Origin of the sequence: Micromonospora sp. NPDC005413 (assembly GCF_040606435.1) — a bacterium.
GTDB lineage: Bacteria > Actinomycetota > Actinomycetes > Mycobacteriales > Micromonosporaceae > Micromonospora.
Genome location: NZ_JBEXEV010000003.1, coordinates 306230 through 330573, shown reverse-complemented (window position 1 = coordinate 330573; position 24344 = coordinate 306230). Strand labels below are relative to the sequence as shown.

The 24344-nt window shown below is 69.5% G+C and carries 19 protein-coding genes; 15 read left to right on the top strand and 4 right to left on the bottom strand.

Going from position 1 to position 24344, the window contains the following annotated elements; translation table 11 throughout:
* Positions 1-285: 285 nt before the first annotated feature.
* Complete coding sequence (locus ABZS37_RS07295; RefSeq protein ID WP_355166442.1) at positions 286-939, bottom strand: methyltransferase domain-containing protein; 654 nt, start codon at positions 937-939, stop codon at positions 286-288.
* Positions 940-1072: 133 nt separating this feature from the next.
* Here ABZS37_RS07295 and ABZS37_RS07290 point away from each other — a divergent pair, with 133 nt between their 5' ends.
* Positions 1073-1828 (top strand): SDR family oxidoreductase, encoded by a 756-nt coding sequence (locus ABZS37_RS07290; RefSeq protein WP_355166440.1) that lies wholly within the window; start codon positions 1073-1075, stop codon positions 1826-1828.
* Positions 1829-1837: 9 nt separating this feature from the next.
* On the opposite strand, the gene ABZS37_RS07285 is transcribed toward ABZS37_RS07290, so the two are convergent.
* The 3 genes from ABZS37_RS07285 to ABZS37_RS07275 form a co-directional block, all read right to left on the bottom strand.
* The gene (locus ABZS37_RS07285) at positions 1838-4069 is read right to left on the bottom strand and encodes a hypothetical protein (RefSeq protein ID WP_355166438.1); all 2232 of its coding nucleotides are present in this window, start codon (positions 4067-4069) and stop codon (positions 1838-1840) included.
* A gap of 199 nt (positions 4070-4268) precedes the next feature.
* A complete protein-coding gene (locus ABZS37_RS07280) occupies positions 4269-5117 on the bottom strand; it encodes a nuclear transport factor 2 family protein (RefSeq protein ID WP_355166436.1) in 849 nt (282 codons plus the stop codon).
* A gap of 33 nt (positions 5118-5150) precedes the next feature.
* Positions 5151-6164 carry a sigma-70 family RNA polymerase sigma factor gene (locus tag ABZS37_RS07275; protein ID WP_355166434.1) on the bottom strand — a complete coding sequence of 338 codons (1014 nt, stop codon included), beginning with the start codon at positions 6162-6164 and terminating at the stop codon, positions 5151-5153.
* 114 nt (positions 6165-6278) lie between these two features.
* Between ABZS37_RS07275 and ABZS37_RS07270 the strand changes: the two genes are divergently transcribed.
* From ABZS37_RS07270 to ABZS37_RS07205, 14 genes are all read left to right on the top strand, one after another.
* A complete protein-coding gene (locus ABZS37_RS07270; RefSeq protein ID WP_355166432.1) occupies positions 6279-7511 on the top strand; it encodes an FUSC family protein in 1233 nt (410 codons plus the stop codon).
* A gap of 46 nt (positions 7512-7557) precedes the next feature.
* Entirely contained in the window at positions 7558-8082 is a 525-nt protein-coding gene (locus ABZS37_RS07265) for a hypothetical protein (protein WP_355166430.1), read from the top strand.
* 73 nt (positions 8083-8155) lie between these two features.
* Complete coding sequence (locus ABZS37_RS07260) at positions 8156-8998, top strand: DUF4097 family beta strand repeat-containing protein (protein WP_355166428.1); 843 nt, start codon at positions 8156-8158, stop codon at positions 8996-8998.
* Positions 8999-9034: 36 nt separating this feature from the next.
* Positions 9035-9991: an ATP-binding cassette domain-containing protein gene (locus tag ABZS37_RS07255; RefSeq protein WP_355166426.1), complete on the top strand. Its 957-nt coding sequence runs from the start codon at positions 9035-9037 to the stop codon at positions 9989-9991.
* Positions 9988-10776, top strand: a complete 789-nt coding sequence (locus ABZS37_RS07250) for an ABC transporter permease (RefSeq protein WP_354997366.1) — start codon at positions 9988-9990, stop codon at positions 10774-10776. The genes ABZS37_RS07255 and ABZS37_RS07250 overlap by 4 nt, the downstream gene beginning before the upstream one ends.
* 580 nt (positions 10777-11356) lie before the next feature.
* Entirely contained in the window at positions 11357-13039 is a 1683-nt protein-coding gene (gene araB, locus ABZS37_RS07245) for a ribulokinase (RefSeq protein ID WP_355166424.1), read from the top strand.
* Positions 13036-13728, top strand: coding sequence for an L-ribulose-5-phosphate 4-epimerase (locus tag ABZS37_RS07240; protein ID WP_355166422.1), 693 nt, complete (start codon positions 13036-13038; stop codon positions 13726-13728). Before araB ends, ABZS37_RS07240 begins: the two co-directional genes overlap by 4 nt.
* Before the next feature lie 130 nt (positions 13729-13858).
* Complete coding sequence (locus tag ABZS37_RS07235; RefSeq protein ID WP_355166420.1) at positions 13859-14860, top strand: ABC transporter substrate-binding protein; 1002 nt, start codon at positions 13859-13861, stop codon at positions 14858-14860.
* Positions 14861-15048: 188 nt separating this feature from the next.
* Positions 15049-16590 (top strand): sugar ABC transporter ATP-binding protein, encoded by a 1542-nt coding sequence (locus ABZS37_RS07230; protein WP_355166418.1) that lies wholly within the window; start codon positions 15049-15051, stop codon positions 16588-16590.
* Positions 16587-17657: an ABC transporter permease gene (locus ABZS37_RS07225; RefSeq protein WP_355166416.1), complete on the top strand. Its 1071-nt coding sequence runs from the start codon at positions 16587-16589 to the stop codon at positions 17655-17657. The genes ABZS37_RS07230 and ABZS37_RS07225 overlap by 4 nt, the downstream gene beginning before the upstream one ends.
* The gene (yjfF, locus tag ABZS37_RS07220; protein WP_355166414.1) at positions 17654-18643 is read left to right on the top strand and encodes a galactofuranose ABC transporter, permease protein YjfF; all 990 of its coding nucleotides are present in this window, start codon (positions 17654-17656) and stop codon (positions 18641-18643) included. The genes ABZS37_RS07225 and yjfF overlap by 4 nt, the downstream gene beginning before the upstream one ends.
* A gap of 26 nt (positions 18644-18669) precedes the next feature.
* Positions 18670-20172 (top strand): L-arabinose isomerase, encoded by a 1503-nt coding sequence (araA, locus tag ABZS37_RS07215; protein ID WP_355166412.1) that lies wholly within the window; start codon positions 18670-18672, stop codon positions 20170-20172.
* Between the two features lie 342 nt (positions 20173-20514).
* Positions 20515-22614, top strand: coding sequence for a family 43 glycosylhydrolase (locus tag ABZS37_RS07210; protein ID WP_355166410.1), 2100 nt, complete (start codon positions 20515-20517; stop codon positions 22612-22614).
* Positions 22615-23024: 410 nt separating this feature from the next.
* A complete protein-coding gene (locus tag ABZS37_RS07205) occupies positions 23025-24011 on the top strand; it encodes a LacI family DNA-binding transcriptional regulator (RefSeq protein ID WP_355166408.1) in 987 nt (328 codons plus the stop codon).
* The last annotated feature ends 333 nt before the right edge of the window (positions 24012-24344 follow it).

The following is a 24344-nucleotide window of genomic DNA, read 5'->3' as shown; positions in this document are numbered from 1 at the left end:
GTCTCGCGAGCCGTGTCCTGCGCAACGGCCTATATGGCGCCGACAAGCGCGGTGACCACCACATCACGTCCACCGCGCAAATGCGGCAAAACGGTACAATAGCTAACGCCTGTCAATGCAAATTCGACTGGCCTTCGCGTTCCTGTTTGTTGGTTTCGCGTTCCCGTATGGGTTCGCCGCCACGACCACCCGGGCCGAGTCGACACTGCGGCATCTGATGTCGGGGCGGGGAGCGCCGCCGGCGACAGCGAACGCGGCCCCGGAGCAGTCGAGTGGCTGGCGTCCTTATTGCAGGGCCGTTGGTGCCGGCCTGATCGCGCGTCCGTGGACGCAGGGCGAGGACGGGCTGTTGCTGGTGGCCGGGAAACGGAACTGGCGCAGTTCCTCGATCACGAATCCTTGCGCCCTGATGGCGGCGATGGTGTCGCGACTGGTGTGGCAGCCGGCGAACAGCTTCGGCCACAGCGTCGCGTCGACCAGCCGTTGGGTTCGGCGCAGGCGGCTGGGCTCCTCGGCGGCGACGTGCTCGAAGAAACGCAACTGGCCGCCGGGGCGCAGCACCCGGCTGACCTCGGCGAGCGCGCTCGCCTGATCGGGCACGGTGCACAACACCAACGCGACCACGGCAGCGTCGAACTCGCCGTCCCCGGCGGGCAGCGCGTCGGCCAGACCGTCGACGACCGTGACCGGCACCGGAGCGGACGGCGCGGCGCGCTCGGCAGCGGCGCGCAGACGTCGTTCGGGTTCGACCGCGACGACCTCGGTCACGCCCGGCGGATAGTGGGAGAACATCCGCCCGTTGCCGGCGCCGATCTCGATCACCCGGCCGGACAGGCCGGCCACCAGGTCCCGTCGGAACTGCGCCGTGCCGGCACGGTCCATGGCGACGCTGAGCCGCTCGTAGACCCGGGCGAACACCGGGTGGGACACCGCTGCCACGTCGACCTCCGGGGGTCAGGTGATCTCCGTCGGACTGTTCTCCGGCGATTGTCCCGCATCCGCGCAAGGTTTCGGTCCTACTGGTGGGCGGGCAGCACGACTCAACTGAGTGCAGACAGGACGTGGTTCGATCATGAAGGTCGTCGTCATCGGGGGCAGTGGCCTCATCGGTTCCAAGCTCGTGGACCGCCTCGGGGCGCAGGGCCACGAGGCGGTGCCGGCCTCGCCGAAGACCGGCGTGAACACATTGACCGGCGAAGGAGTGGCCGAGGCGCTCGCCGGTGCTGACGTCGTCGTCGACGTGTCGAACTCGCCCTCGTTCGAGGACACCGCCGTGCTGGAGTTCTTCGAGACCTCCACCCGGAATCTCCTCGCCGCCGCGACGGACGCCGGGGTGGGCCACTACGTGGCGCTCTCCGTCGTGGGTTCCGACCGGCTCCCGGACAGCGGTTACCTGCGGGCGAAGGTCGCCCAGGAGAAGCTCATCACCGCGTCCGGGATCCCGTATTCCCTGGTGCACGCCACGCAGTTCTTCGAGTTCGTCCAGGGCATCATCGACGCCGCCACGGACGGTGACACCGTGCACCTCGCGCCTGTGCTCATTCAGCCGATGGCCGCGGACGACGTCGCGGCCGCGGTGGCTGAGGTCGTGGTGGGCGCGCCGACGAACGCTGTGGTCGAGGTCGGTGGCCCGGAGCAGTTCCGCCTCGACGAACTGGGCCGATCCGTCCTCGCGGCCCAGCAGGACCCTCGCTCGGTGGTGGCCGACCCCGGCGCCCGGTACTTCGGTGCCACGTTGGGCGAACGCTCGCTCGTTCCCGCCGACGGCGCCCGCATCGCCGGTACGCGCCTCGACGACTGGCGTAGGCGGGCGAGCCGAGGGAAGTGACCCGGCCCGCTACGTGGGTGTGACGGGCGGATCGGCCCGCCGACCGAGGCGCTGCACCAACTCCCGTACCGCCTCGGTGAACGGCTCGTCGGATTCGTCCGGCCAGTGCCCGTGGATGGGTGGGGGGACGCTGTCGCCGGGTGGCGTCACCACGTCCCGGGGATCGCGCTGTCGGCGATCCACCGCGGCTGCCGGGTCGGACGTGGTGGCCGACTCGGGTGGCCGGTGTGCGGAGAAGATCCAGCCGCCGATGGGGTCGGTGTCGCGCCACAGGTTCACCCAGCGCCAACCGACCCGGCGGCCGATCTCGTGCAGTGCCGCGTCGTCGACGTAGGCGGGGAAGAGCCGCGCGTAGAGCCGGCGCAGCGGTGACCCGTGGGTGAGCAGGGCGACGCGGCTGGTGACCTGCGGCGGCAACTGGAGCACCGTGGCGGCGAGCAGGACCGAGCCGTGGCTGTGCCCGGTGAGCAGCACCGCGTTGCCGCGCTCGACGAGGTACGTGATTCGGCGGGTCAGCTCCGGCACCGCCCGCTCCGCGTAGCAGGGCGGGGCGAACGGGTGGGCGGCGCGGGGCCAGAAGGTGCCAAGATCCCAGAGGACGCCGATGTGCCGCCGGAACGGAACGGTCCGGTAGGCGAAGGTGCCCCCGATGATCAGGCCGAGGATCATGGCCGCGATCACCCAACTGCCGAACGAGATGCCGAAGGTGACCGCGTCCGCCGGCAACTTGGCGTTCCGCTCGATGACGTCGGCGGGCAACAGTCCCAGCAGGCCGATGGTGGTGGTGGCCGTGCCGAGGCCGGTGAGGCAGCCGTAGAACACAGCCAGCGGCACCAGTTTCTCGGTGAACCGCGCCCGGGCTATCGCGTCTCGGACCTGCCGCAGTCGGGGCCCGGCCCCCGCGGGCGGGCTCGGGTAGTCATGCGCGACGATCGCCGCCGCAGCCCGGCGCCGTCTGCGGCGGGAGAGCACGATGACCAGGCCGGCGACGATCAGCGTGACCAGCACAGCGCGAAAGAAGCCGTAGATCGCCCAGGTGTATCCCGGGGGTGGACCCGTGGCGATGCCCTCCCCGGTCGGCACGTCGCGATCCAAAAAATCCGCCACCCGGTAGACGAACTCGGCGGAGTACGCCACCGCCAGGCTGATCCCGGCGGCCGCGATCACGAGCGCGCCCAGCCCGAACAGCGGGGTGGCGCCTCGTGCCCGGTCCCGGCGCCAGAGCAGCACCACGCCCAGTGCGACCAACAGCGTCGTCTGTGCGACGAACAACCCGGCCAGGGTCGTGTCGTAGCCGGGAAGTCCACGCCCGTCGTGCCACGGCTGCGGGCTGGTCAGCACATAGGCCAGGACGACAAGGGTCAGGACAGTGGCAGCGGTCCGAAGCGTGCGGGTGACCCTGTCGAGCCGCTGATCGTCGGCAGCCCGGTCGATCAGCGAGGGCGTGCAGAGCAGGCCCACGCTGACCGCCAGGACCACCCCGGTGGTCACCGTCAGCGCGATGGTGGCGGCCGTGGCGCCGCTTGCGGCTCGAGCCAGGAGCAGAGTGAGGTCCAGCGTCGCGAACGCGGCGGCGACGTGGATGGCGCGCAGCCGACCCACCAGCGGCTCGGCGTCCCACCGACCGACCGTGCCGAGCCGAGACCCGCAGACCTCCTGACGGGGTGCGCGAAACACCTCGAACGTCCGTTCCGGGCGGGTGCTGATCCGCCAGACCAGGGCGATCGCGGCGGCCGGGACCAGCGCGAGCACCGCCAGCCGCGGTCCGACCGGCCGCCCGCCCAACCAGGACAACCAACTGCGCCCGGCCAGGCAGCTTGGCGAGGACAGGCACTTCCAGCCGATCATGTCCAGGGCGACACCGGCGATGGCGAGCACGTACAGCACGGTGAGCGTGAGCGCCAGCACCCGGCACAGGGACTTGACCATCGCCTCGGAAGCGGGATTCGCCGGACGCATCCAGATCGCTACGTTGACCAGCATGAACGGCAGCAGGAAGACCACCGCCAGAGTGCGGGCCACGGTCCCGGAGGGCAGGTCACCCCAGTGGTACGCCTCCAGCGTCACCCCGTGCGCGCCGGTGGGGTCCGAACGTTGGGGCCGGGGCCGGTAGAAGCCCCCGCTGCGGTCACCCGCGACCTGCGCTGTCTGCTGCAGGTCCAGCACCTCTCCGGCGCTCGCGCCGGAGACTCCGTGCACCCGCAGCTCCACGACGTCGCCGGAGACGTCCGGCCCACTCAACCGCGCTGATCCATCCAACATCCCCCCGAGGCGTTTCGGCAGCCCCTTGTCACGCGTCCCACCCGAGGTCAGCTCCGCCAGCATCGTGCCGGGGCCCCGCCACCCGGATGGCGGCAGACCGCGGCCTACCCGAACCGGACGGCCTCAATCGCGGCGGGCAGGGACGCGCCGCTTGCCGCCGACCGGCTCTCGCGAGGACTCAGTGCGCCCTGGTGGGTGTCAGGTCGGTCCTCGCCTGCCCGGTGTCCGGGTCGAAGGGGAACGAGACGTGCTGGTGGATCATCTCCCAGCCCAGCTCGGCCCGCTGGAACACCCGGGTGCCCCGGGACCAGCTCACGGTCGTGGCGCCGTCCGGCTGTTGCGCGGTCATCCGGTTCAGGCCCCACGACACGGCCAGGTCGTCGCGGACGATGACCGCCAGCTCAGGAACGGTCCAGGTGACTGTCCCGGTGCTGACGTCGAGGCCGTTCGCGCAGACCGCGCGAACCTGGTCCCTGCCGACGTACTCCAGCGGTTGCTCGTGCTCGTACGAGACGACGGGCTCGGCGATCGGTTCCATGATCCCGTCGAGGTCCTTCGCCTCGGTCGCCTCGAACCAGCGCTGGTGCAGGGCCCGTACCTCGTGCTCGGAGGTCTCGCGGTCGTCGGCACCGCCGTCGTCGGCGAAGGAGTGGTGTTCGTGCGCCACGACCCACGAGTCGTTCTCCTTGCGCAGGCCGAGGGTCAGGCGCAGCAGAAGCTCCGGCCGCCTGGCGAGGTCGTCGGAGGTGCCGCAGCGCAGCAGCGCGTTGGCGTAGGCCACGGTGTCGCCCGCGGTGATGTCGAGGCTGGTCAGCTCGAAGGCGGCCCCCGATGCCTGCCACCGGAAGAAGTCCGGCCAGGTCCGCTCGTAGGCCTCGATGCCCCTGACCCCCTGGTGCGGCGGGGGGACGTCGTACATGACGATGTCCGCGGAGTGCTGGGCGAGGACGCCCGGCAGGTCACCGGCGTGGACCGCCTGCGTCCACCGTTGGATCAGCTCGCGGATCTGGGTCTCGTCGTCGGCCATGGTGCTCCCTCGTGGGTCGGGTTGCGCTCACCTCTACAACCCGCGCGGACCGACAGACTCATCGCCGCGTGCCGAACGACTTTCCTCGTCCCGGTCGAGATCCTGGTCGAGCTGCATCCGCAGACCGCACATCCGCAGGGTTTCCGGGGTCAGGAACGACACCACCTCGGCGATCCGATCGTCGCGCAGCGCGACGACGTCCAGGGCCGCCGCCGTGAAGACCGACGCCTCCGGGCTCCAGAGGTACGTCCCGAACGCGAGTTGCCCGTTGGCGTACGTCGGGACGAGGCGCCACCGGACCGACAACGGGCCGTCCAGCAGGAACTGCCGGATCGCGTCGTGGCCCTCGTACCACTGCGGCAGCGGCGGCATCGAGTACCGGGCGTCGTCGGTGAGCATCGCCAGAATCGCGTCGACGTCGCCCCGCTCCCACGCGGTCACGTATCGCCGCGCCAACTCGCGTACCTTCTCGTCGCCGAGGCCGCTCAGCTCCACCTGCTGGCTGCCGGTCGGGCGCAGCGCGTCCACCACCCGGCGGGCCCGTTGCAGGGCGCTGTTGACCGCGGTGACGGAGGTGCCGAGCAGGTCGGCGACCTCGGCGGCGGGGTAGCCGAGCACCTCCCGTAACAGCAGCACGGCCCGCTGCCGGCCGGGTAGGCGCTGCAGCGCCGCGACGAACGCGAGCTCCAGGTGCTCACTCTCGACCAGCCGCTGCGCCGGGTCCCGCTGCTCGACGGTTACCGACCGCCGGCCCGGGTACGGCCCGAGCCAGGCCGTCTCGGCCACGGGCGCGGCCCCCGGCGTGAGGTCGGTCGGCAGCTCCCGCCGGCGACCCCGGCCCTCGATCATCGTGAGGCACCGGTTCGTGGCGATCCTGTAGAGCCAGGCTCGCAGAGCGCCGCGATCCTCGTACCGGTCCCGGCTCTGCCAGGCCCGCGCGAACGTCTCCTGCACCGCGTCCTCGGCGTCGTGGAAGGAGCCGAGCATCCGGTAGCAGTGGGCCGTCAGCTCGTCGCGGTGCTCCTCGACCAGCCGTACGAACGTCACGGTGGTGCAGCCTACATTCAGCGTGGCCGACGTCTGGTCCTCACACGGCCGGCTGGGCATCGATCCAGCGGTGCCGGGGAGGGTTGATCCGGCCACGGCGGGGAAGGTGCCGCCATGGTCGCTGCCGGTCGGCGCGGAGCGGACGGGGGCACTCCGGCGCGTGCCGGCGACACCGTTCAGGGCGGCCGGGCGGCGACCTTCGTCCGGCTCCGGGACCGCGCGGCGGCCACGCTGCGCGACCGGTTCCGTCGGGTACGGGCCATCGGCGGCCTCGCCGTGCAGGCCGGCCTGGCGGCGGCGCTGTCCTGGCTGGTGGCGCACGAGCTGCTGCACGTCTCGCAGCCCGTGTTCGCGCCGATCTCCGCCGTCGCGACCCTCGCCGCGTCGGTCGGCCAACGGCTGCGCCGCACCGTCGAGCTGATCATCGGTGTCACCGTCGGGGTAGTGGTCGGCGACCTCCTGCTCACGGTGATCGGCACCGGGTGGTGGCAACTCGCCCTGGTCGTCGTGCTGGCGATCGTGGTCGCGTTGTTCCTCGCCGGCAGCGCGGCGGTGGTGATCCAGGCCGGGGCGACGGCAGTGCTCATCACCACGCTCAGCCCGACCGTCCATGATCTGGAGATCCCTCGGTTCGTGGGTGCTCTCGTCGGGGGAGGGACGGCGCTACTGGTCACCGCCGTGTTGCTGCCGCTGAACCCGCTGCGGGTGCTCAACCGGGCCGCGCGACCGGCGTTGGACCTCCTCGTCGCCCAGCTCGACGCCACCGCCGACGCTCTGGCCGAGCGTGATGCCACCCTTGCGCGTACGGCCCAGGGCAGGTTGCGGCAGAACAAGGATGAGCTGAAGGCGTTCGTCGAGGCGACCCAGGGCGCCCGGGAGGCCAGCACCCTGTCGCCGCTGCACTGGCACGAACGGCACGGGCCGGTCGGCCGGTACGCGCGGGCGGCAGAGCCTGTCGACCGGGCGATGCGCAACAGCGGGACGTTGATCCGTCGGGCGGTGACGCTGATCGAGGACGGTGAACCGGTTCCGGAGCCGCTGCCGAGGGCGGTGGCCGAACTCGCCGAGGCCGTCCGGTTGCTGAAGCGGCAGTTCGCCGCGGGTGATGAGCCGAAGCGGGCGCGGGAGCAGGCGCTACGGGCGGTTGAGGTGGCCGGCCAGGCGTACCGGGAGGGGGTTGGTTTCTCCGGTGCCGTCGTGGTGGCGCAGGTTCGGACAACCGTCAGCGACCTGTTGGTGGCCGCCGGGTCGACCCAGGAGGAAGCGAATCGCCTGGTCCGGCGCACGTTCGGTGCCCTGCGGACGTCCAGCGACCCGCGGCGGCCTGATCGGATGGCACCGCCCTGAGCCATGGGTGTTGCGCATTGAGCCAAACTGGTGCCATGATGGTGCCATGGAGCTGAGGTCTTACGTCGAGAACCTGCGTGACGAGTTCGCCGTGGCTGCGGAGGGCGTCGACCCGGAGGCCCGGGTGCTGGCCGAACGGCTCTTCACGCAACTGGAGGCGGCTACCCGTCTCACGTTGCTCGAGGCGCTGTCCGACGCGGCCGACGAGATCACCCGTGAGCTCGCGCCGGGTTCGGTGCACGTCCGGTTGCGCGGGCGGGAGCCTGATTTCGTGGTGACGCCGGCCAGCCCGCCGGTCCAGGAGGCGGGGGAGGTCAGCGGGCCGCCGACGCTGTCGGCGCCACTGCTCGCGCCCGACGGTGACGACGGCGGCACCTCGCGGATCAACCTTCGGCTCCCCGACCATCTGAAGGCCAGCGTCGAGGAGGCTGCTGGCCGCGCCGGGCTCTCGGTCAACGCCTGGCTGGTGCGAGCTGTGGCCGGCGCCATCGGGGCGGGCGAAACGGAGCGTCGCGCGCCCCGGCGGGCGGAGCCGCGCTCCGGCCAGCACTTCACCGGCTGGGCCCGCTAACTCCCCGTACCCCCTCTTCCTTCGCGCCGCTGACCAGCGGCGACATCCGTCGACCACCTTTCGGGAGACCACCATGCCTGTTTTCGACACACCAGAGCCGATCTCCGTCCAGCTCGACCTGCCCGTTGGGGACGCGTGGATCGCCGCGACCGACCGCACCGACACGGTGGTGACGGTGCGGCCGCGTGACCCGTCGAGCAAGGCCGACGTGAGCGCGGCGGAACAGACGACCGTCGAGTACGCCGCCGGGCAACTGCTGATCAGGGTGCAGAAGAGTTGGCGCAGGTACGGCTTCGGCTCCGGGCCGTCGGTCGACGTCCTGATCGAGTTGCCGACCGGGTCGCGGGTGCACGCCGAGGCGTCGTGGGCGGCATTCCGTTGCGAGGGCCGGCTGGGCGAGTGTCATATCAAGACCGGCAGTGGGATCCGGCTCGACGAGACCGGGCCGCTGGACATCGACAGCAGCCACGGCGAGATCGCGGTGGAGCGCGTCACGGGCTCCGCCCGGGTGAAGGCCTCGTCCGGCAAGGTGCGCATCGGTGCGGTCGACGGCACCGCCGAGATCAAGAACTCCTCCGGCGACTGCTGGATCGGCCGGAGCGGCGGTGACGTGCGGGTCAACACCGCGTACGGCGACATCACCGTCGACGCGCCGATGGCCTCGGTGACGGCACGCACCGCGTACGGCAACGTCCGGCTGGGCGAGGTCGTACGGGGGTCGATCGAGCTGGACACCTCGTACGGGGCCATCGAGGTCGGCGTCCGTCGCGGGACCGCCGCCTGGCTCGACGTCAGCTCCAAGCACGGCCGCGTGCACAACGCGCTCGAGACGACCGACGGCCCGGCACAGACCGACGAGACGGTCGAGGTCCGAGCGAACACCTCCTACGGCGACATCGTGATCCGCCGCGCCTGATCCGCCGTCCGGCACCGCCCACGAATTGAGGAGACCATGGCCAGCCCTTCCCGACCCGCCATCATCGCCACCGGCCTACGCAAGTCCTACGGCGACAAGGTTGTGCTCAACGGCATCGATCTGGAGATCGCCGAGGGAACCGTATTCGCGCTGCTCGGTCCCAACGGCGCCGGCAAGACCACCATCGTGCGGATCCTGTCCACCCTGATCGACGCCGACGCCGGCGACGCCCGTATCGCCGGCCACGACCTGGCCCGGCAACCCGACGCGGTACGCGAACTGATCGGCGTCACCGGCCAGTTCTCCGCCGTCGACAGCCTGCTCACCGGGCGGGAGAACCTGAACCTGATGGCCGACCTGTGTCACCTCGACAGGGCGGCCGGCCGACGACGTGTCGGCGAGCTGCTCGACCAGTTCGACCTGACCGAGGCGGCGGGCAAGCCGGCGTCGACGTACTCCGGCGGTATGCGCCGGCGGCTCGACCTCGCGATGACCCTGGTCGGCGAGCCTCGCATCATCTTCCTCGACGAGCCGACGACCGGGCTCGATCCGCGCAGTCGCCGCGCGATGTGGCAGATCATCCGTGAACTCGTCTCCGGCGGCGTCACCATCCTGCTCACCACCCAGTACCTGGAGGAGGCCGACCAGCTCGCGGATCGGGTCGCGTTCCTCGACCACGGCCGACTGATCGCCGAGGGCACGCCGCGCGAGCTCAAACAGCTCATCCCCGGCGGTCACGTCGTGCTCCAGTTCGCCGACCAGGCCGGGCTCGACGCGGCGGCGCGCACCCTCACGACGGCCACCCGCGACGACGCGGCGCTCACCCTGCAGGTGCCGAGCGACGGTGGGGTCGGATCGCTGCGATCGCTGCTCGACCAGCTCGACCGGGCCTCCGTGAGCGTGGCCGGTCTCGCCGTGCACACCCCCGACCTCGACGACGTCTTCCTCACCCTGACCGGCCAACCCGACAACGAAAGGGCCATGGCGCGATGAGCACCCTCACCCTCGCCGTCCGCGACTCGAGCACGATGCTGCGGCGCAACCTCCTGCACATGCGGCGCTACCCGTCGCTGACGCTCCTGCTCATCGGCGTCCCGGTCATCATTCTGCTGCTGTTCGTGTACGTCTTCGGTGGCACGCTCGGTGCCGGCCTCGGCCCCTCCGGCGACCGCAGCGACTACGCCAACTACGTCACCCCCGGCATCCTGCTCATCACGGTGGCCAGCGCGGCGCAGGGCACCGCCATCTCGGTCGCCATGGACATGACCGAGGGCATCATCGCCCGGTTCCGTACCATGGCGATCTTCCGACCGTCGGTCCTCACCGCGCACGTGCTGGGCAGCCTGATCCAGACGATGGTCAGCATCGCGGCCGTCACCGGCGTGGCACTGCTGGTCGGATTCCGGCCCACGGCCAACCCGGTCGAATGGCTCGCCGCGATCGGCGTCCTTGCCATGATCACCTTTGCGGTCACCTGGCTGTCGGTCGCCCTCGGCCTGGTGAGCGAGAGTGTCGAGACGGCGAGCAACCTGCCCATGCCGCTGGTGCTGCTGCCGTTCCTCGGCAGTGGGTTCGTCCCCACCGACTCCATGCCGGCCCCGGTACGGTGGTTCGCCGACTACCAGCCCTTCACGCCCGTCATGGAGACTCTTCGGGGCCTGCTCCTCGGCACCGGAATCGGCGCCAACGGGATCATCGCGGTCGTCTGGTGCGTCGTCATCAGCGTGCTCTGCTTCCTCTGGGCCAAGGCCCTGTACAACCGGAATCGGGCCGCCTGATCCGACAGGCGCTCGACGTCCAGCCAGCGCGACGGACGGCCCGGCCCCGGTGGGCCGGGCCGTCGGCTGTCCGTGTCGCGGGCGCGCCTGCCGATCATGCTTTCGCGTGGTCGCCCGAGGTCGTCCTGGAAACGTCGAATGTTATCGATAACAAGGCCCGGCCATTCGGCTGTGTGATGCACCTGCCGATCTGCGGAGCGCGCAGTCGTGAGCCCAGCGGCATCCGGCAGCCGGTCCATAGATCTGATCATGAGGACTGAGCGGCCGTGTTGATGTTATCGCTGACATCGTCGCCGGCCGGCCGGTGGTCGTGATCGGACACTCGCCCCGCGGGTCGCGCAGGACGCTGCACCTGTCGCCCTGCCTGCCGAGGAGGTTCCCGGTCGAGGCGGAGCCGGGTGTCGTGCTCCGGTCGCCGCACCCTGCGGTCGGTCGGAATGAGGCGTTTTGCACCGGTCCGATATCGACGCGCCCGAGTCGATCCGGCTTCCGCGTTCCGTTACGGAGCTGTTGCGGTCAGATGTCTTGACGAGCCTGGATGTGAGCGTTAACACTATCCCCGTTAACGGTGGAGGTGAACATGAACCGTGTGGACGGAGCTGACGACCGCTACGTCGTCGGTGTCGATTTCGGCACCCTGTCCGGACGAGCTCTGGTGGTCCGGGTCGGCGATGGTGCCGAGCTGGGGACCGCGGTGCACGAGTACGGCGACGGAGTCATCAGCGCGGCACTCCCGGGGGGTCGACTGCTGCCTCCGGACTGGGCCCTACAGAACCCGGAGGACTACCGCGACGTGCTGCGGTACGCCGTTCCGGCGGCACTGTCGGCGGCAGGGGTGGACCCCACCGCGGTCGTCGGCATCGGCATCGACTTCACCGCCTGCACGGTGCTGCCGACGAACGCCGACGGCACTCCGCTCTGTGAGGATCCCGAGCTGCGCGACCGGCCGCACTCCTGGGTCAAGCTGTGGAAGCACCATGCCGCGCAGCCGCACGCCGACCGCATCAACGCGCTGGCCCACGAGCGGGCGGAGCCGTGGATCGGCCGGTACGGCGGCAAGATCTCCGCCGAGTGGCAGTTCGCCAAGGGACTGCAGATCCTGGAGGAGGACCCCGAGGTCTACCACCGGGCCGAGCGCTTCATCGAGGCAGCCGACTGGATCGTCTGGCAGCTCAGCGGCACCGAGACCCGCAACGTCTGCACAGCCGGTTACAAGGGCATCCTGCAGGACGGCCAGTACCCTTCCGAGGGCTTCCTGACCGCCCTCAACCCGGGCTTCGGCGACTTCGTGGCCAAGCTGGACGGCCCGTTGCTGCCCCTCGGTGCCCGGGCCGGCACGCTCACCGAACGGGCCGCCGCGTGGACCGGCCTGCCGGAGGGGATCGCGGTGGCCGCCGGCAACGTCGACGCGCACGTCACGGCGGCGTCCGCGCAGGCCGTGGAACCCGGCCGGCTCGTCGCGATCATGGGGACCTCGACCTGCCACGTGGTCAACGGCGCGCAGCTCGCCGAAGTGGCCGGGATGTGCGGTGTCGTGGACGGCGGCATCAGCCCCGGCGCATGGGGTTACGAGGCCGGGCAGAGCGGCGTCGGCGACATCTTCGGCTGGTTCGTCGAGCACGCCGCCCCGGCTGGCGTCGCCTCGCACGAGCACCTCACCGAGCTGGCCGCGAGCCAACCGGTCGGCGCGCACGGCCTGATCGCGCTGGACTGGTGGAACGGCAACCGCTCGCTGCTGGTCAACCACGACCTGAGCGGGATGATCGTCGGAATGACCCTGGCCACCCGGCCACAGGACATCTACCGGGCGCTGCTGGAATCCACCGCCTACGGCACGCGGATGATCATCGAGGCGTTCGTCGAGGCCGGTGTCGCGGTGAACGACCTGGTGATCGCCGGTGGTCTCACCTCCAACGAGCTGCTGATGCAGATCTACGCCGATGTGACCAGGCGGCCGCTGAACATCATCGGCTCCGCGCAGGGGCCGGCGCTGGGGTCGGCGATCCATGCCGCCGTCGCCGCCGGTGAGTACCCCTCGGTCCACGAAGCGTCGCAGGCGATGGGTCGGGTGCACGAGGCCGTCTACCGACCGGATCCCGACCGGGCGCGCGCCTACGACGCCCTGTACGCCGAGTACCGGACGCTGCACGACCACTTCGGTCGCGGCGGCAACGACGTCATGCTCCGCCTGCGGGCGATCCGGAACGCGGCGGCCGAGACCGCCGCGGCCACGCACGAGACCGCGCTGGAGGTGGTCGCATGAACGCCGAGGTGACCCGACAGATCGACGAGCTGCGCGCGACGGTCGCCCGCCTGCACGCCGAACTCACCCGGTACCGCCTGGTCGCCTGGACGTCGGGCAACGTCTCCGCGCGGGTTCCCGGCCAGGACCTCATGGTGATCAAGCCGAGCGGCGTGGGCTACGACGATCTCTCGGCGGACACCATGGTGGTGTGTGACCTCAATGGTGTCCTCGTCGAGGGAGACCTCGCCCCGTCCAGCGACACCGCCGCCCACGCCTACGTCTACCGGGCGATGCCCGAGGTCGGTGGGGTCGTGCACACGCACAGCTCGTACGCCACCGCCTGGGCCGCGCGAGGGGAGGCGATCCCCTGCTACCTCACCGCCCAGGCCGACGAGTTCGGTGGGGAGATTCCGATCGGTCCGTTCGCCCTGATCGGCGGCGACGACATCGGCAAGGGCATCGTCGGCACGCTCGCCGGGCACCGCTCACCCGCGGTGCTGATGCGCAACCACGGCGTCTTCACCATCGGTCGTGACGCCCGCGCGGCGGTCAAGGCCGCGGTCATGTGCGAGGACGTGGCCCGTACGGCCCACCTGGCTCGCGCACTCGGGCAGCCGGTGCCGATCGGGCAGGACGACATCGATGCTCTTCACCATCGCTACCAGAACGCCTACGGTCAACAACTAGTCCCACCGGCGGGTTCCTGACCGTCCACCGGCCATGCCGGAACCCGTCGGTCTGCACCACGGAGGTACCAGCACGCACCACCCGCGTACGCCGCTTTCCGCACCTCGGCGGCTGGCGCGGTCACCCACCACACCCAGCCAAGGAGATCCGATGAGAAAGATGCGAACGCACTCCGCCTCGTGGCGCGCAGCCGCGGTCGTCGCCAGTGTGCTGCTCGTCGGCAGCATCGCGGCCTGTGGCAACAGCGACACCGGCGGCGGCACCAAGGACGACGGCAAGATCACGATGGGCTTCTCGCAGGTCGGCGCGGAGAGCGGCTGGCGTACCGCGAACACCACCTCGATCAAGGATGCCGCCTCGACGGCGGGGATCGAGCTGAAGTTCGACGACGCTCAGCAGAAGCAGGAAAACCAGATCAAGGCGATCCGCAACTACATCCAGCAGAAGGTCGACGTGATCGCCTTCTCGCCGGTCGTGGAGTCCGGCTGGGACACCGTGCTGAAGGAGGCCAAGGACGCCAAGATCCCGGTCATCCTGACCGACCGTTCGGTGGACTCGGCCGACAAGACCCTGTACAAGACCTTCCTCGGCTCGGACTTCGTCAAGGAGGGCAAGCTCGCGGGTGAGTGGCTGGTCGAGCAGAAGAAGACCGCCTCGGGTCCGGTGAACATCGTCGAGTTGCAGGGCACCACCGGCGCCGCGCCGGCGAACGACCGCAAGAAGGGCTTCGCCGAGGCGATCGCCGCCAACCCGAACCTGAAGGTCATCGCCTCCCAGACGGGTGACTTCACCCGGGCCGGCGGCAAGCAGGTCATGGAGCAGTTCCTCAAGGCCAACCCGAAGATCGACGTGCTGTTCGCGCACAACGACGACATGGGCCTGGGCGCGCTCGAGGCGATCACCGCCGCCGGCAAGGTGCCGGGCAAGGACATCACCATCATCACGGTCGACGCTGTCAAGGACGGCATGCAGGCTCTCGCCGACGGGAAGTTCAACTTCATCGCGGAGTGCAGCCCGCTGCTCGGCCCACAGCTGATGGACCTGGCCAAGAAGGTCCACGCCGGCGAGACGGTGCCTGCTCGGATCGAGACCGAGGAGACCACCTTCACGTCTGAGCAGGCGAAGGAAGCCCTGCCCAACCGCAAGTACTGATCGACGCTGGGGGTCGCCGCGCTCGCGTGGCGGCCCCGCTGCGTCGCCCCTGACCCGCAACGGACCGGGCATGGCCCGCGACCATCCCGTACACCACGCCCGCCCGAGCGACCCGCAGGGACGACCGGGCGGGCGTACGGGAGCGCAGCGGCCCATCCGTGTCGACAACCCAGAAGAGGTCTGATGGGATGACGGATAGCCGTCCGGTCCTGACGATGACCGGGATCAGCAAGTCCTTCCCCGGGGTGCGCGCACTCCACAACGTCAACTTCCGGCTCTTCCCCGGCGAGGTGCACGCCCTGATGGGCGAGAACGGCGCCGGCAAGTCGACCCTGATCAAGGTGCTGACCGGCGTCTACGACACCGACGACGGCACGATCACCCTCGATGACGAGCCGGTGTCCTTCACCGGGCCGATGCAGGCGACCGCCGCCGGGGTGAGCACCGTCTACCAGGAGGTCAACCTCTGCACCAACCTCTCGGTGGCGGAGAACATCTTCATCGGCCGCGAACCCCGGTTGCTCGGTGCCGTCCGGTGGGGTGAGGTTCGCCGCCGCGCGCGTACGCTGCTGGCCCGCCTCGACCTCGACCTCGACGTCAGCGCGCCGCTCGGGTCGTATTCCCTGGCGATCCAGCAGATGGTCGCCATCGCTCGCGCCATCGACATCCAGGCCCGGGTGCTGATCCTGGACGAGCCGACGTCCAGCCTCGACGCCGGCGAGGTCGCGCAGTTGTTCCGCATCATCCGGCAACTGCGCGACGAGGGCATCGCGATCCTGTTCGTCACCCACTTCCTCGACCAGGTCTACGAGATCGCCGACCGCATCACCGTGCTGCGCAACGGCGGGCTCGTCGGCGAGTACACGACCGCCGAGCTGCCCCAGCTCTCCCTGGTGGAGAAGATGATCGGCAAGGAACTCGACGTCCTCGAGGGGATCGAGGAGCATTCCCGCCGGGACCTGGCCACCCTGGAGGAGGGCACCCCCCTGGTGGCGGTGTCGAACTTCGGCCGGGCGGGCGCGGTCGAGCCGTTCAGCCTCACCATCCACGCCGGCGAGGTGGTGGGCCTGGCCGGTCTGCTGGGCTCCGGGCGTACCGAGGTGGCGCGGTTGTTGTTCGGGGCCGACCGGACCGACGGCGGTCAGGTCGCGGTCGACGGCACGGCGGGCAGCCTGCGTACCCCCGCGCAGGCCATCGACCAGGGCTTCGGTTTCTGTTCGGAGAACCGCCGCGCGGAAGGCATCGTTCCCGACCTGTCGGTCCGCGAGAACATGATTCTGGCCATGCAGGCCGCCCGCGGCTGGCTACGGCCCATCCCGCGTCGTCGTCAGGACGAGCTGGTCGACAAGTACGTCAAGGCGCTCAACATCCGGCCAGCGGACCCGGAGGTGCCGGTCCGCAACCTCTCGGGTGGCAACCAGCAGAAGGTGCTCCTGGCCCGGTGGCTGATCACCGAGCCACGACTGTTGATCCTCGACGAACCGACCCGGGGCATCGACATCGGCGCGAAGACCGAGATCCAGAAGCTCGTGACGCAGTTGTCCGACGGCGGCATGGCGGTGCTGTTCATCTCCGCCGAGCTGGAGGAGGTGCTGCGCCTCAGCCACAAGGTGGCCGTGATGCGGGACCGACAAATGGTCGCACAGCTCGCCAATGACGACAGTCTCAACGCCGACCGCATCATGCAGACCATCGCCAGTGGATCTCACCGGGAGGAGGCAGACCGATGAACGACACAATGGGCCGCTACCGGACGATGATCGGTCACCGGCTGTTCTGGCCCGCTGCCGTGCTGGTCGTCATGCTCGCCGCGAACACGATCTACCGGCCCGGGTTCCTGTCCATCGAGCTCAAGGACGGGCACCTGTACGGCTCGCCGATCGACATCCTGCGGCTGAGCGCGCCGCTGATCCTCGTCGCGCTGGGCATGACCCTCGTCATCTCGACCGGCGGCATCGACCTGTCGGTCGGCTCGGTGTGCGCGATCAGCGGCGCGATCGCCTGCATGTACATCAGCAAGCAGCCCGACCAGAACAGCCTCGTCGTGGTGCTGACCGCACTGGCGATGGCGTTGGGGGTCGCGCTCGTGCTCGGCGCGTGGAACGGGGTGCTGGTGGCCGTGATCGGGATCCAACCGATCATCGCCACCCTGATCCTGATGGTGGCCGGCCGGGGCCTCGCCCAGCTGATCACCCAGGGCCAGATCATCACCATCAACTCCGAGCCGTTCCGGGCGATCGGGCTGGGCCACCTGCTGACCCTGCCGCTGGCCATCTTCATCGCCCTCGCCGCGGCCCTGCTCGTCGCCGCCTTCACCCGCCGTACCGCACTCGGCATGATCATCGAATCGGTGGGCGGCAACTCCGAGGCGAGCCGACTCGCCGGCATCCGCTCCGGCCGGGTCATCTTCCTCGCGTACGTCCTCAGTGCCGTCTGCGCCGCGGTCGCTGGTTTCATGATGACGGCCAACGTCTCCAGCGCCGACGGCAACGCCGTGGGCCTCTGGGTGGAGTTGGACGCCATCCTGGCCGTCGTCATCGGCGGTACGTCCCTCGCCGGCGGCCGGTTCTTCCTCAGCGGCACCATCCTCGGCGCGCTGATCATCCAGACCCTGACCACGTCGGTGTACGCCATGAACATCTCACCGCAGACCTCATTGCTGTTCAAAGCGGTCGTCGTCATCGCCGTCTGCCTCATCCAGGCGCCGGCCTTCCGGGCCCGGTTCACCCGCCGTAGGCGCAACGTTCCGCCACCCAACGCCATCGCCGACAAGCCGAAGGAGCAGGTGCCGGCATGACCACTGGATCGCTCACCGCCGGCCGTACCCGGTTCCGGCTGCCGAGGCGGCAGATTCCGGTGCTGGCCACGCTCGCCCTGCTCCTGGTCATGTACGGCATCGGGGTGTCCCAGTACCAGGCGTTCTCCAACGTGCAGGTCATCTTCAACGTCTTCATCGACAACGGCTTCCTGCTCGTCGTCGCGGTGGGGATGACCTTCGTGATCCTCACCGGTGGCATCGACCTGTCGGTCGGGTCCGTCGTCGCCATGACGGCGATGGTGTCGGCCTGGCTGCTCCAGGAGGGCCTGCCGGCGGCACTGGTGCTCGTCATCGCCCTGCTCATCGGTCCGACGCTCGGCCTGCTGATGGGCTGCGCCATCCACTTCTTCGAGATCCAGCCGTTCATCGTGACGCTCGCCGGGATGTTCTTCGCCCGCGGCATGTGCACGTTCATCTCCGGCTCGTCCATCCCGATCACCGACGGGTTCTGGACCAGGATGTCGCAGGAGCGGATCGGTAACCCCGGGGGCAACTTCGTGTCGATCAGCGTGCTGATCGCCTTCGTCGTGGTCGCCGTCGCCGCGTACACGCTGGCCTACACCAGGCTGGGGCGCAACGTGTACGCCATCGGCGGTAACCCCCAGTCGGCGCTGCTGATGGGCCTGCCGGTGGGGCGTACCCGGATCGCCGTCTACACGATCAGTGGCCTGTGCTCCGCGATCGGCGGGATCCTGCTGTCCTTCTACACCCTCTCGGGCGCGCCTCTGATCGCCGTCGGCATGGAGTTGGACGTCATCGCCGCCGTCGTCATCGGGGGCACCGTGCTCACCGGCGGCGCGGGTTACGTCTTCGGAACCGTGCTGGGCGTACTGGTCCTGGGCGTGATCCAGACCCTCATCACGTTCGACGGGAGCCTCAGCTCCTGGTGGACCAAAATCGTGATCGGCGGTCTGCTCTTCGCGTTCATCCTCCTGCAGCGCCTCATCGGAATCCGTTACAAGTGACCGCCCCTCTCGTGGAAGGCAACCCCATGGCACCACACAACGCACCCGAGATCTGGTTCCTCACCGGCAGCCAAGGCATGTACGGCGAGGAGACGCTCCGGCAGGTGGCCGAGCAGTCCCGTCAGATCGCGGCCGCGCTCAACGACTCGCCGCAGATTCCCGCCCGAGTGGTCTGGAAGCCCGTCCTGACCAACAGTGGTGAGATCCTGCAGGTCTGCCGGGAGGCCGCCGCCCAGGGCGCCATCGGGGTCATCGCCTGGATGCACACCTTCTCTCCGGCGAAGATGTGGATCGCCGGTCTGGACGCGCTGAAGACGCCGCTGCTGCACCTGCACACCCAGGCCAACGTCCTGCTGCCGTGGAACGACATCGACATGGACTTCATGAACCTGAACCAGGCCGCTCACGGCGACCGCGAGTTCGGGTACATCCAGACTCGTCTCGGTGTGGCCCGCAAGACGGTGGCCGGGCACGTCAGCGACCCGCGGGTGAGCGCCGGGATCGGGGCGTGGGCCCGCGCGGCGCTCGGGTGGTCGGCGATGCGGTCCCTGCGGCTGGCCCGCTTCGGCGACAACATGCGCGACGTCGCGGTGACCGAGGGCGACAAGGTCGAGGCGGAGCTGCGCTTCGGCGTGTCGGTCAACACGTACGGCGTCAACGACCTGGTCGAGGTGGTCGGTGAGGTCACCGACGCGCAGGTGGACGACCTGGTCAAGGAGTACGAGGACACCTACCGCATCGTCGGCGAGCTGCTGCCCGGGGGTGAGCGGCACGACTCGTTGCGGTACGCCGCGCGCCTGGAGCTCGGCATGCGCGCCTTCCTGGACGCTGGCGGGTTCCGGGCCTTCACCACGAACTTCGAGGATCTCGGCGGGCTGCGTCAGCTGCCTGGCATCGCCGTGCAGCGGCTGATGGCGGACGGCTACGGCTTCGGTGGCGAGGGCGACTGGAAGACCTCCGTCCTGGTCCACACCCTCAAGGCGATGTCGGTGGGCGTGGACGGCGGCACGTCGTTCATGGAGGACTACACCTACGACCTCACCCCGGGCGAGGAGTTGGTGCTTGGTGCCCACATGCTCGAGGTCTGCCCGACCATCGCGTCCGACGTACCCAACGTGGAGATCCATCCGCTGAGCATCGGCGGACGGGAGGATCCGGTCCGGCTCGTGTTCGACGCCGCGCCCGGTCCGGCGGTGGTGCTCGGTCTGGCCGACATGGGGGAGCGGTTCCGGCTCGTGGCCAACGAGATCGACGTGGTGTCTCCGCCGCAACCGCTGCGCCGGCTGCCGGTGGCTCGGGCCGTCTGGCGTCCGCGACCCGACCTGCCCGGCTCGGCCGAGGCGTGGATCACCGCTGGTGCACCGCACCACACGGTGCTGTCGCAGGCGGTGGGGGTGGAGGAGTTGCACGACCTGGCGGAGATGAGCCGGACCGAACTCGTCGTCATCGACGCCGACACAGAACGCCGCCGCTTCGCCAACGAGATCCGCTGGAACCAGGCCTACTACCGGCTGGCCCGCGGCTTCTGATCGCGCGGCCCGGCCGCATCCGTGACGGGTGGTCCGTCCCTGCCCGCATCCCTCGGGCAGGGGCGGGCCACCCGTCTGCGTGCCTGCCTAGCACGACCACGAGCCGATCGGGTTACGTCTTGACTAAGGGCGTGTTATCGCTCACAGTCTATACCCAAGAAGGTCGATGTCTGTGGCTGGCCCGGCCGCGATCTTGTTTCTCCCCGTTCGCGGCAGATCAGTGCCTCGACCCACGGTGAGAGATGTTAGCGATCACATTCGGCGATTCGGCCAGCTCGGCACACCGCCCGGTGCCGCGGATGCCGACCCAGACCATTCGGTTCGCGTCGTCGAAGGAGGATCATGGTTGCCATCGGTCGGGTTCCCTGGGTAGCGCCATCAGCGCGAGGGCGGGGGTGGTTGGCGCGGGTCGCCGCCGCCGCGGTCGCGGTGGTGGTCGGCGGCGCTCTGGCGGCGGTCGCGCCAACGGCTGCCTCGGCGGCGACGGTGGACACCAATGCGTGGTACGTGTTGGTGAACCGCAACAGCGGCAAGGCGCTGGACGTGTACAACCAGGCGACGAACGACGGTGCGCGGATCACGCAGTGGGCGCGTAACGACGGTGCGTGGCAGCAGTGGCAGTTCGTGGACTCCGGTGGTGGTTACTACCGGTTGAAGTCGCGGCATTCCGGCAAGGTGCTCGACATCTACAACTTCTCCACCGCCAATGGTGCCGCGGTGGTGCAGTGGGCTGACGGCAACGGGACCAACCAGCAGTTCCGGTTGGCGGATTCGGCCGGCGGTTACGTGCGGCTGATCAACCGGAACAGCAACAAGGCGGTGGAGGTGCAGAGCGCCTCGACCGCCGACGGTGGGAACGTCGTGCAGTACGACGACTGGGGTGGCAACAACCAGCAGTGGCAGCTCGTCCAGGTCGGGGGAGGCAACCCGCCGCCGTCGGGCAGCACGTACTCGAACCCGGTGGTCTGGCAGGACTTCGCCGACGTCGACATCATCCGGGTGGACAACGCGTACTACATGTCGGCGTCCACCATGCACTACTCGCCGGGCGCGCCGGTCCTGCGCTCGTACGACCTGGTGAACTGGGAGTTCGCCGGTCACTCCGTGCCCCGGCTCGACTTCGGGTCGAAATACGACATGAGCGGCGGTAACGCGTATGTCGACGGGATCTGGGCGTCGACGTTGAACTACCGGCCGAGCAACAAGACGTACTACTGGGCCGGGTGCATCGACTTCGCGCAGACGCACATCTACACCGCGACCGCCGTCGACGGCGCGTGGAGCAAGCACACCACCATCCCCAACTGCTACTACGACGCAGGCATGCTGATCGACGACAACGACACCATGTACGTGGCGTACGGCAACGGCAGCATCAGCGTGGCGCAGTTGTCCGCGGACGGGAAGTCGCAGGTTCGCGCCCAGCAGGTGTACACCACTCCGTCGAGCATCGGCACACTGGAGGGCGCCCGGTTCTACAAGCGCAACGGCGCCTACTACATCTGGCTCACCCGCCCGGCCAACGGCCAGTACGTGCTGAAGTCGACCAACGGTCCCTTCGGCCCGTACGAGCAGCGTCAGGTGCTGCTCAACCTGCCCGGCCCGATCTCCGGCGGTGGCGTGCCGCACCAGGGTGGGCTGGTGCAGACCCAGAACGGCGACTGGTACTACATGGCCTTCGTCGACGCGTACCCCGGTGGTCGGATGCCGGCCATGGCGCCGATCACCTGGACCAGCGACGGCTGGCCCGTGCTGCAGACGGTCAACGGCGCCTGGGGCAGCTCCTACCCGAAGCCGAACCTGCCCGCGCCACCGCGAGCGGTGAAGCCGCTCACCGGCACCGACACGTTCGCCGGCACCACACTCGGCCCGCAGTGGGAGTGGAACCACAACCCCGACAACAGCAGATGGTCGGTCAACAACGGGCTGAGCCTGCAGGCCGCCACCGTCACCGGCGACCTGTACGCGGCCCGCAACACGCTGACCCACCGCATCCAGGGCCCCAGCTCCACCGCCACCATCGAGTTGGACTACTCCACCATGCGCGATGGTGACCGCACCGGCCTGGCGGTGTTGCGCAACTCGTCCGCCTGGATCGGGATCCGTCGGGACAACGGCATCACCCGACTGGTCATGCAGAACGGCCTCGCGATGGACGGCAACTGGAACACGACCAGCACCGGCAGTGAGGTGGCCAGTACCGCCGTCTCCGGTGGCCGAATCTGGTTGCGGGCCAACGCCGACATCAGACCCGGCTCCGGTCGGCAGGCCCGCTTCTCCTACAGCACCGACGGGGTCACCTTCACCTCATTCGGAAATGCCCTGACCCTGGCCAACAACTGGCAGTTCTTCATGGGCTACCGATTCGCCATCTTCAACCACGCGACCCAGGCGCTCGGTGGCGCGGTCACGGTGCGGCGGTTCGACCTGACGACGCCGTGACACCAGTCACACAGCGATCGGTCTGACCGGTGGCGCCGATGAGCGATGTCGGCCCGGCATACGCGGTCGGCGCACCGCGTCAGGTTCTCTCCGGCCTGCTCCACGCTCTGTCCAGGAGCGTGGAGCAGGCCGGCGCTCTGCCGGACCCAGGCCCGCGCGCCGGTTGGCGGCGTGCCAGCGCGGGGATGCGTCATGCGGCCTCGGCACGTCCCGCATTACCCCGCAAAGCCGTGCCGTGTCCGGATCGTTAGCTGGCGTAGACTGTCGACGATCCAGCGCTGGTCACCTGGGATTCAGCACCGGCGTGGTGGCTGAGCGAGGGGATCGGGCCGGGCCGCTCCAGTCGACGTCGACGGGCTGCGGGCCGGAGATGTAGCGGGGGGAGTGAAATGGCCGTCCACGGTCCCGCGATGACGGACGTCGCTCGTCTGGCCGGTGTCTCCCATCAGACGGTGTCGCGGGTGCTCAACGGGCACCCCAACGTCCGGGAACAGACCCGGCTGCGGGTTCGGGCGGCGATCGCCGAACTCGGCTACCGCCCGAACGGCGCGGCTCGCGCCCTGGTGACCGGCCGATCGCAGGTCATCGGCGTGGTCGCGCAGAACACGACTCTCTACGGGCCGGCGTCGCTGCTCGCCGCGTTGGAGCAGACCGCCGCGGCAGAGGGTTTCGCGGTCAGTGTCGGCAGCGTACGGGACCTGGACCACCGTTCCATCTCGGCCGCCGTTGAGCGGCACCTGTCGCACCGGGTCGCCGGCATAGTGGTCATCGCACCGGTGGAGTCGGCGGGTGAGGCGCTGGAACGCCTGCCCAAGGATGTCCCGTTGGTCACGGTCGACGGTGATCCGAGCGGGCCGGTGCCGTTGGTGACGGTCGATCAGGCGGCGGGTGCCCGGGCGGCGACCGAGCACCTGCTCGACGCGGGGCATCGCACGGTCTGGCACGTCTCGGGGCCGTCCGACTGGTTCGACAGCGTTGGCCGCATCGACGGCTGGCGGAAGGCGCTGCTGGCCGCTGGTGTGGACCCGCCGCCGCTGATGCCGGGGGACTGGTCCGCCGCCTCGGGTTACCGGTGTGGGCAGATGTTGGCGCGGATGCCAGAGGTCACCGCGGTCTTCACCGCCAACGACCATCTCGCGCTGGGTGTGCTGCGCGCGTTGCACGAGTTCGGCCGGCGAGTGCCGGACGACATCAGCGTGGTCGGCTTCGACGATGTGCCAGAGGCGGCGTACTTCATCCCGCCGCTGACCACCGTCCGTCCGGACTTCGACGCGGTGGCGCGGGCAAGCCTGCAGATGCTGCTGACTCAGATCGAGTCGGGCGCCGGTGGGGCGTTGCGGCAGACCATCGCCCCAGCCCTGGTCGTCCGCGAGAGCGTCGCTCCACCGCGTCGCTGACGGCCGGGCCGACCAGAGGTCGCCTGGCGCAGCGCTGGGCACCGGTCTCGCCAGCGTCACCGCCCGTTTCCAGTAGATGGCGGTCGATGCTCCGCGCCAGCATCACCTCACCTCGCCGCAATGCCCGGCTCGTCGCGCTGGATAAGACGCGACTCGATCCATCAATGCCGCTGGCGATCGATGGCGTGCGATGCGACCACGGGAAGGTATTGAACCTCATGAAATGTCGCCGTAACATGATGGACGTCTCTGTTAGCGCTAACAAATATTGGCGTCCAGCTATCGCCCCATCGACCAGAGATCGTAGTCACGGGCGGGCGCCACCGACAAGGA

Coding starts and splice junctions, on each gene's coding strand:
- ABZS37_RS07290 (WP_355166440.1), top strand. CDS start 1,073: ATGAAGGTCGTCGTCATCGGGGGCAGTGGCCTCATCGGTTCCAAGCTC.
- ABZS37_RS07280 (WP_355166436.1), bottom strand. CDS start 5,117: ATGGCCGACGACGAGACCCAGATCCGCGAGCTGATCCAACGGTGGACG.
- ABZS37_RS07270 (WP_355166432.1), top strand. CDS start 6,279: ATGGTCGCTGCCGGTCGGCGCGGAGCGGACGGGGGCACTCCGGCGCGT.
- ABZS37_RS07265 (WP_355166430.1), top strand. CDS start 7,558: ATGGAGCTGAGGTCTTACGTCGAGAACCTGCGTGACGAGTTCGCCGTG.
- ABZS37_RS07260 (WP_355166428.1), top strand. CDS start 8,156: ATGCCTGTTTTCGACACACCAGAGCCGATCTCCGTCCAGCTCGACCTG.
- ABZS37_RS07255 (WP_355166426.1), top strand. CDS start 9,035: ATGGCCAGCCCTTCCCGACCCGCCATCATCGCCACCGGCCTACGCAAG.
- ABZS37_RS07250 (WP_354997366.1), top strand. CDS start 9,988: ATGAGCACCCTCACCCTCGCCGTCCGCGACTCGAGCACGATGCTGCGG.
- araB (WP_355166424.1), top strand. CDS start 11,357: ATGAACCGTGTGGACGGAGCTGACGACCGCTACGTCGTCGGTGTCGAT.
- ABZS37_RS07240 (WP_355166422.1), top strand. CDS start 13,036: ATGAACGCCGAGGTGACCCGACAGATCGACGAGCTGCGCGCGACGGTC.
- ABZS37_RS07235 (WP_355166420.1), top strand. CDS start 13,859: ATGAGAAAGATGCGAACGCACTCCGCCTCGTGGCGCGCAGCCGCGGTC.
- ABZS37_RS07230 (WP_355166418.1), top strand. CDS start 15,049: ATGACGGATAGCCGTCCGGTCCTGACGATGACCGGGATCAGCAAGTCC.
- ABZS37_RS07225 (WP_355166416.1), top strand. CDS start 16,587: ATGAACGACACAATGGGCCGCTACCGGACGATGATCGGTCACCGGCTG.
- yjfF (WP_355166414.1), top strand. CDS start 17,654: ATGACCACTGGATCGCTCACCGCCGGCCGTACCCGGTTCCGGCTGCCG.
- araA (WP_355166412.1), top strand. CDS start 18,670: ATGGCACCACACAACGCACCCGAGATCTGGTTCCTCACCGGCAGCCAA.
- ABZS37_RS07210 (WP_355166410.1), top strand. CDS start 20,515: ATGGTTGCCATCGGTCGGGTTCCCTGGGTAGCGCCATCAGCGCGAGGG.
- ABZS37_RS07205 (WP_355166408.1), top strand. CDS start 23,025: ATGACGGACGTCGCTCGTCTGGCCGGTGTCTCCCATCAGACGGTGTCG.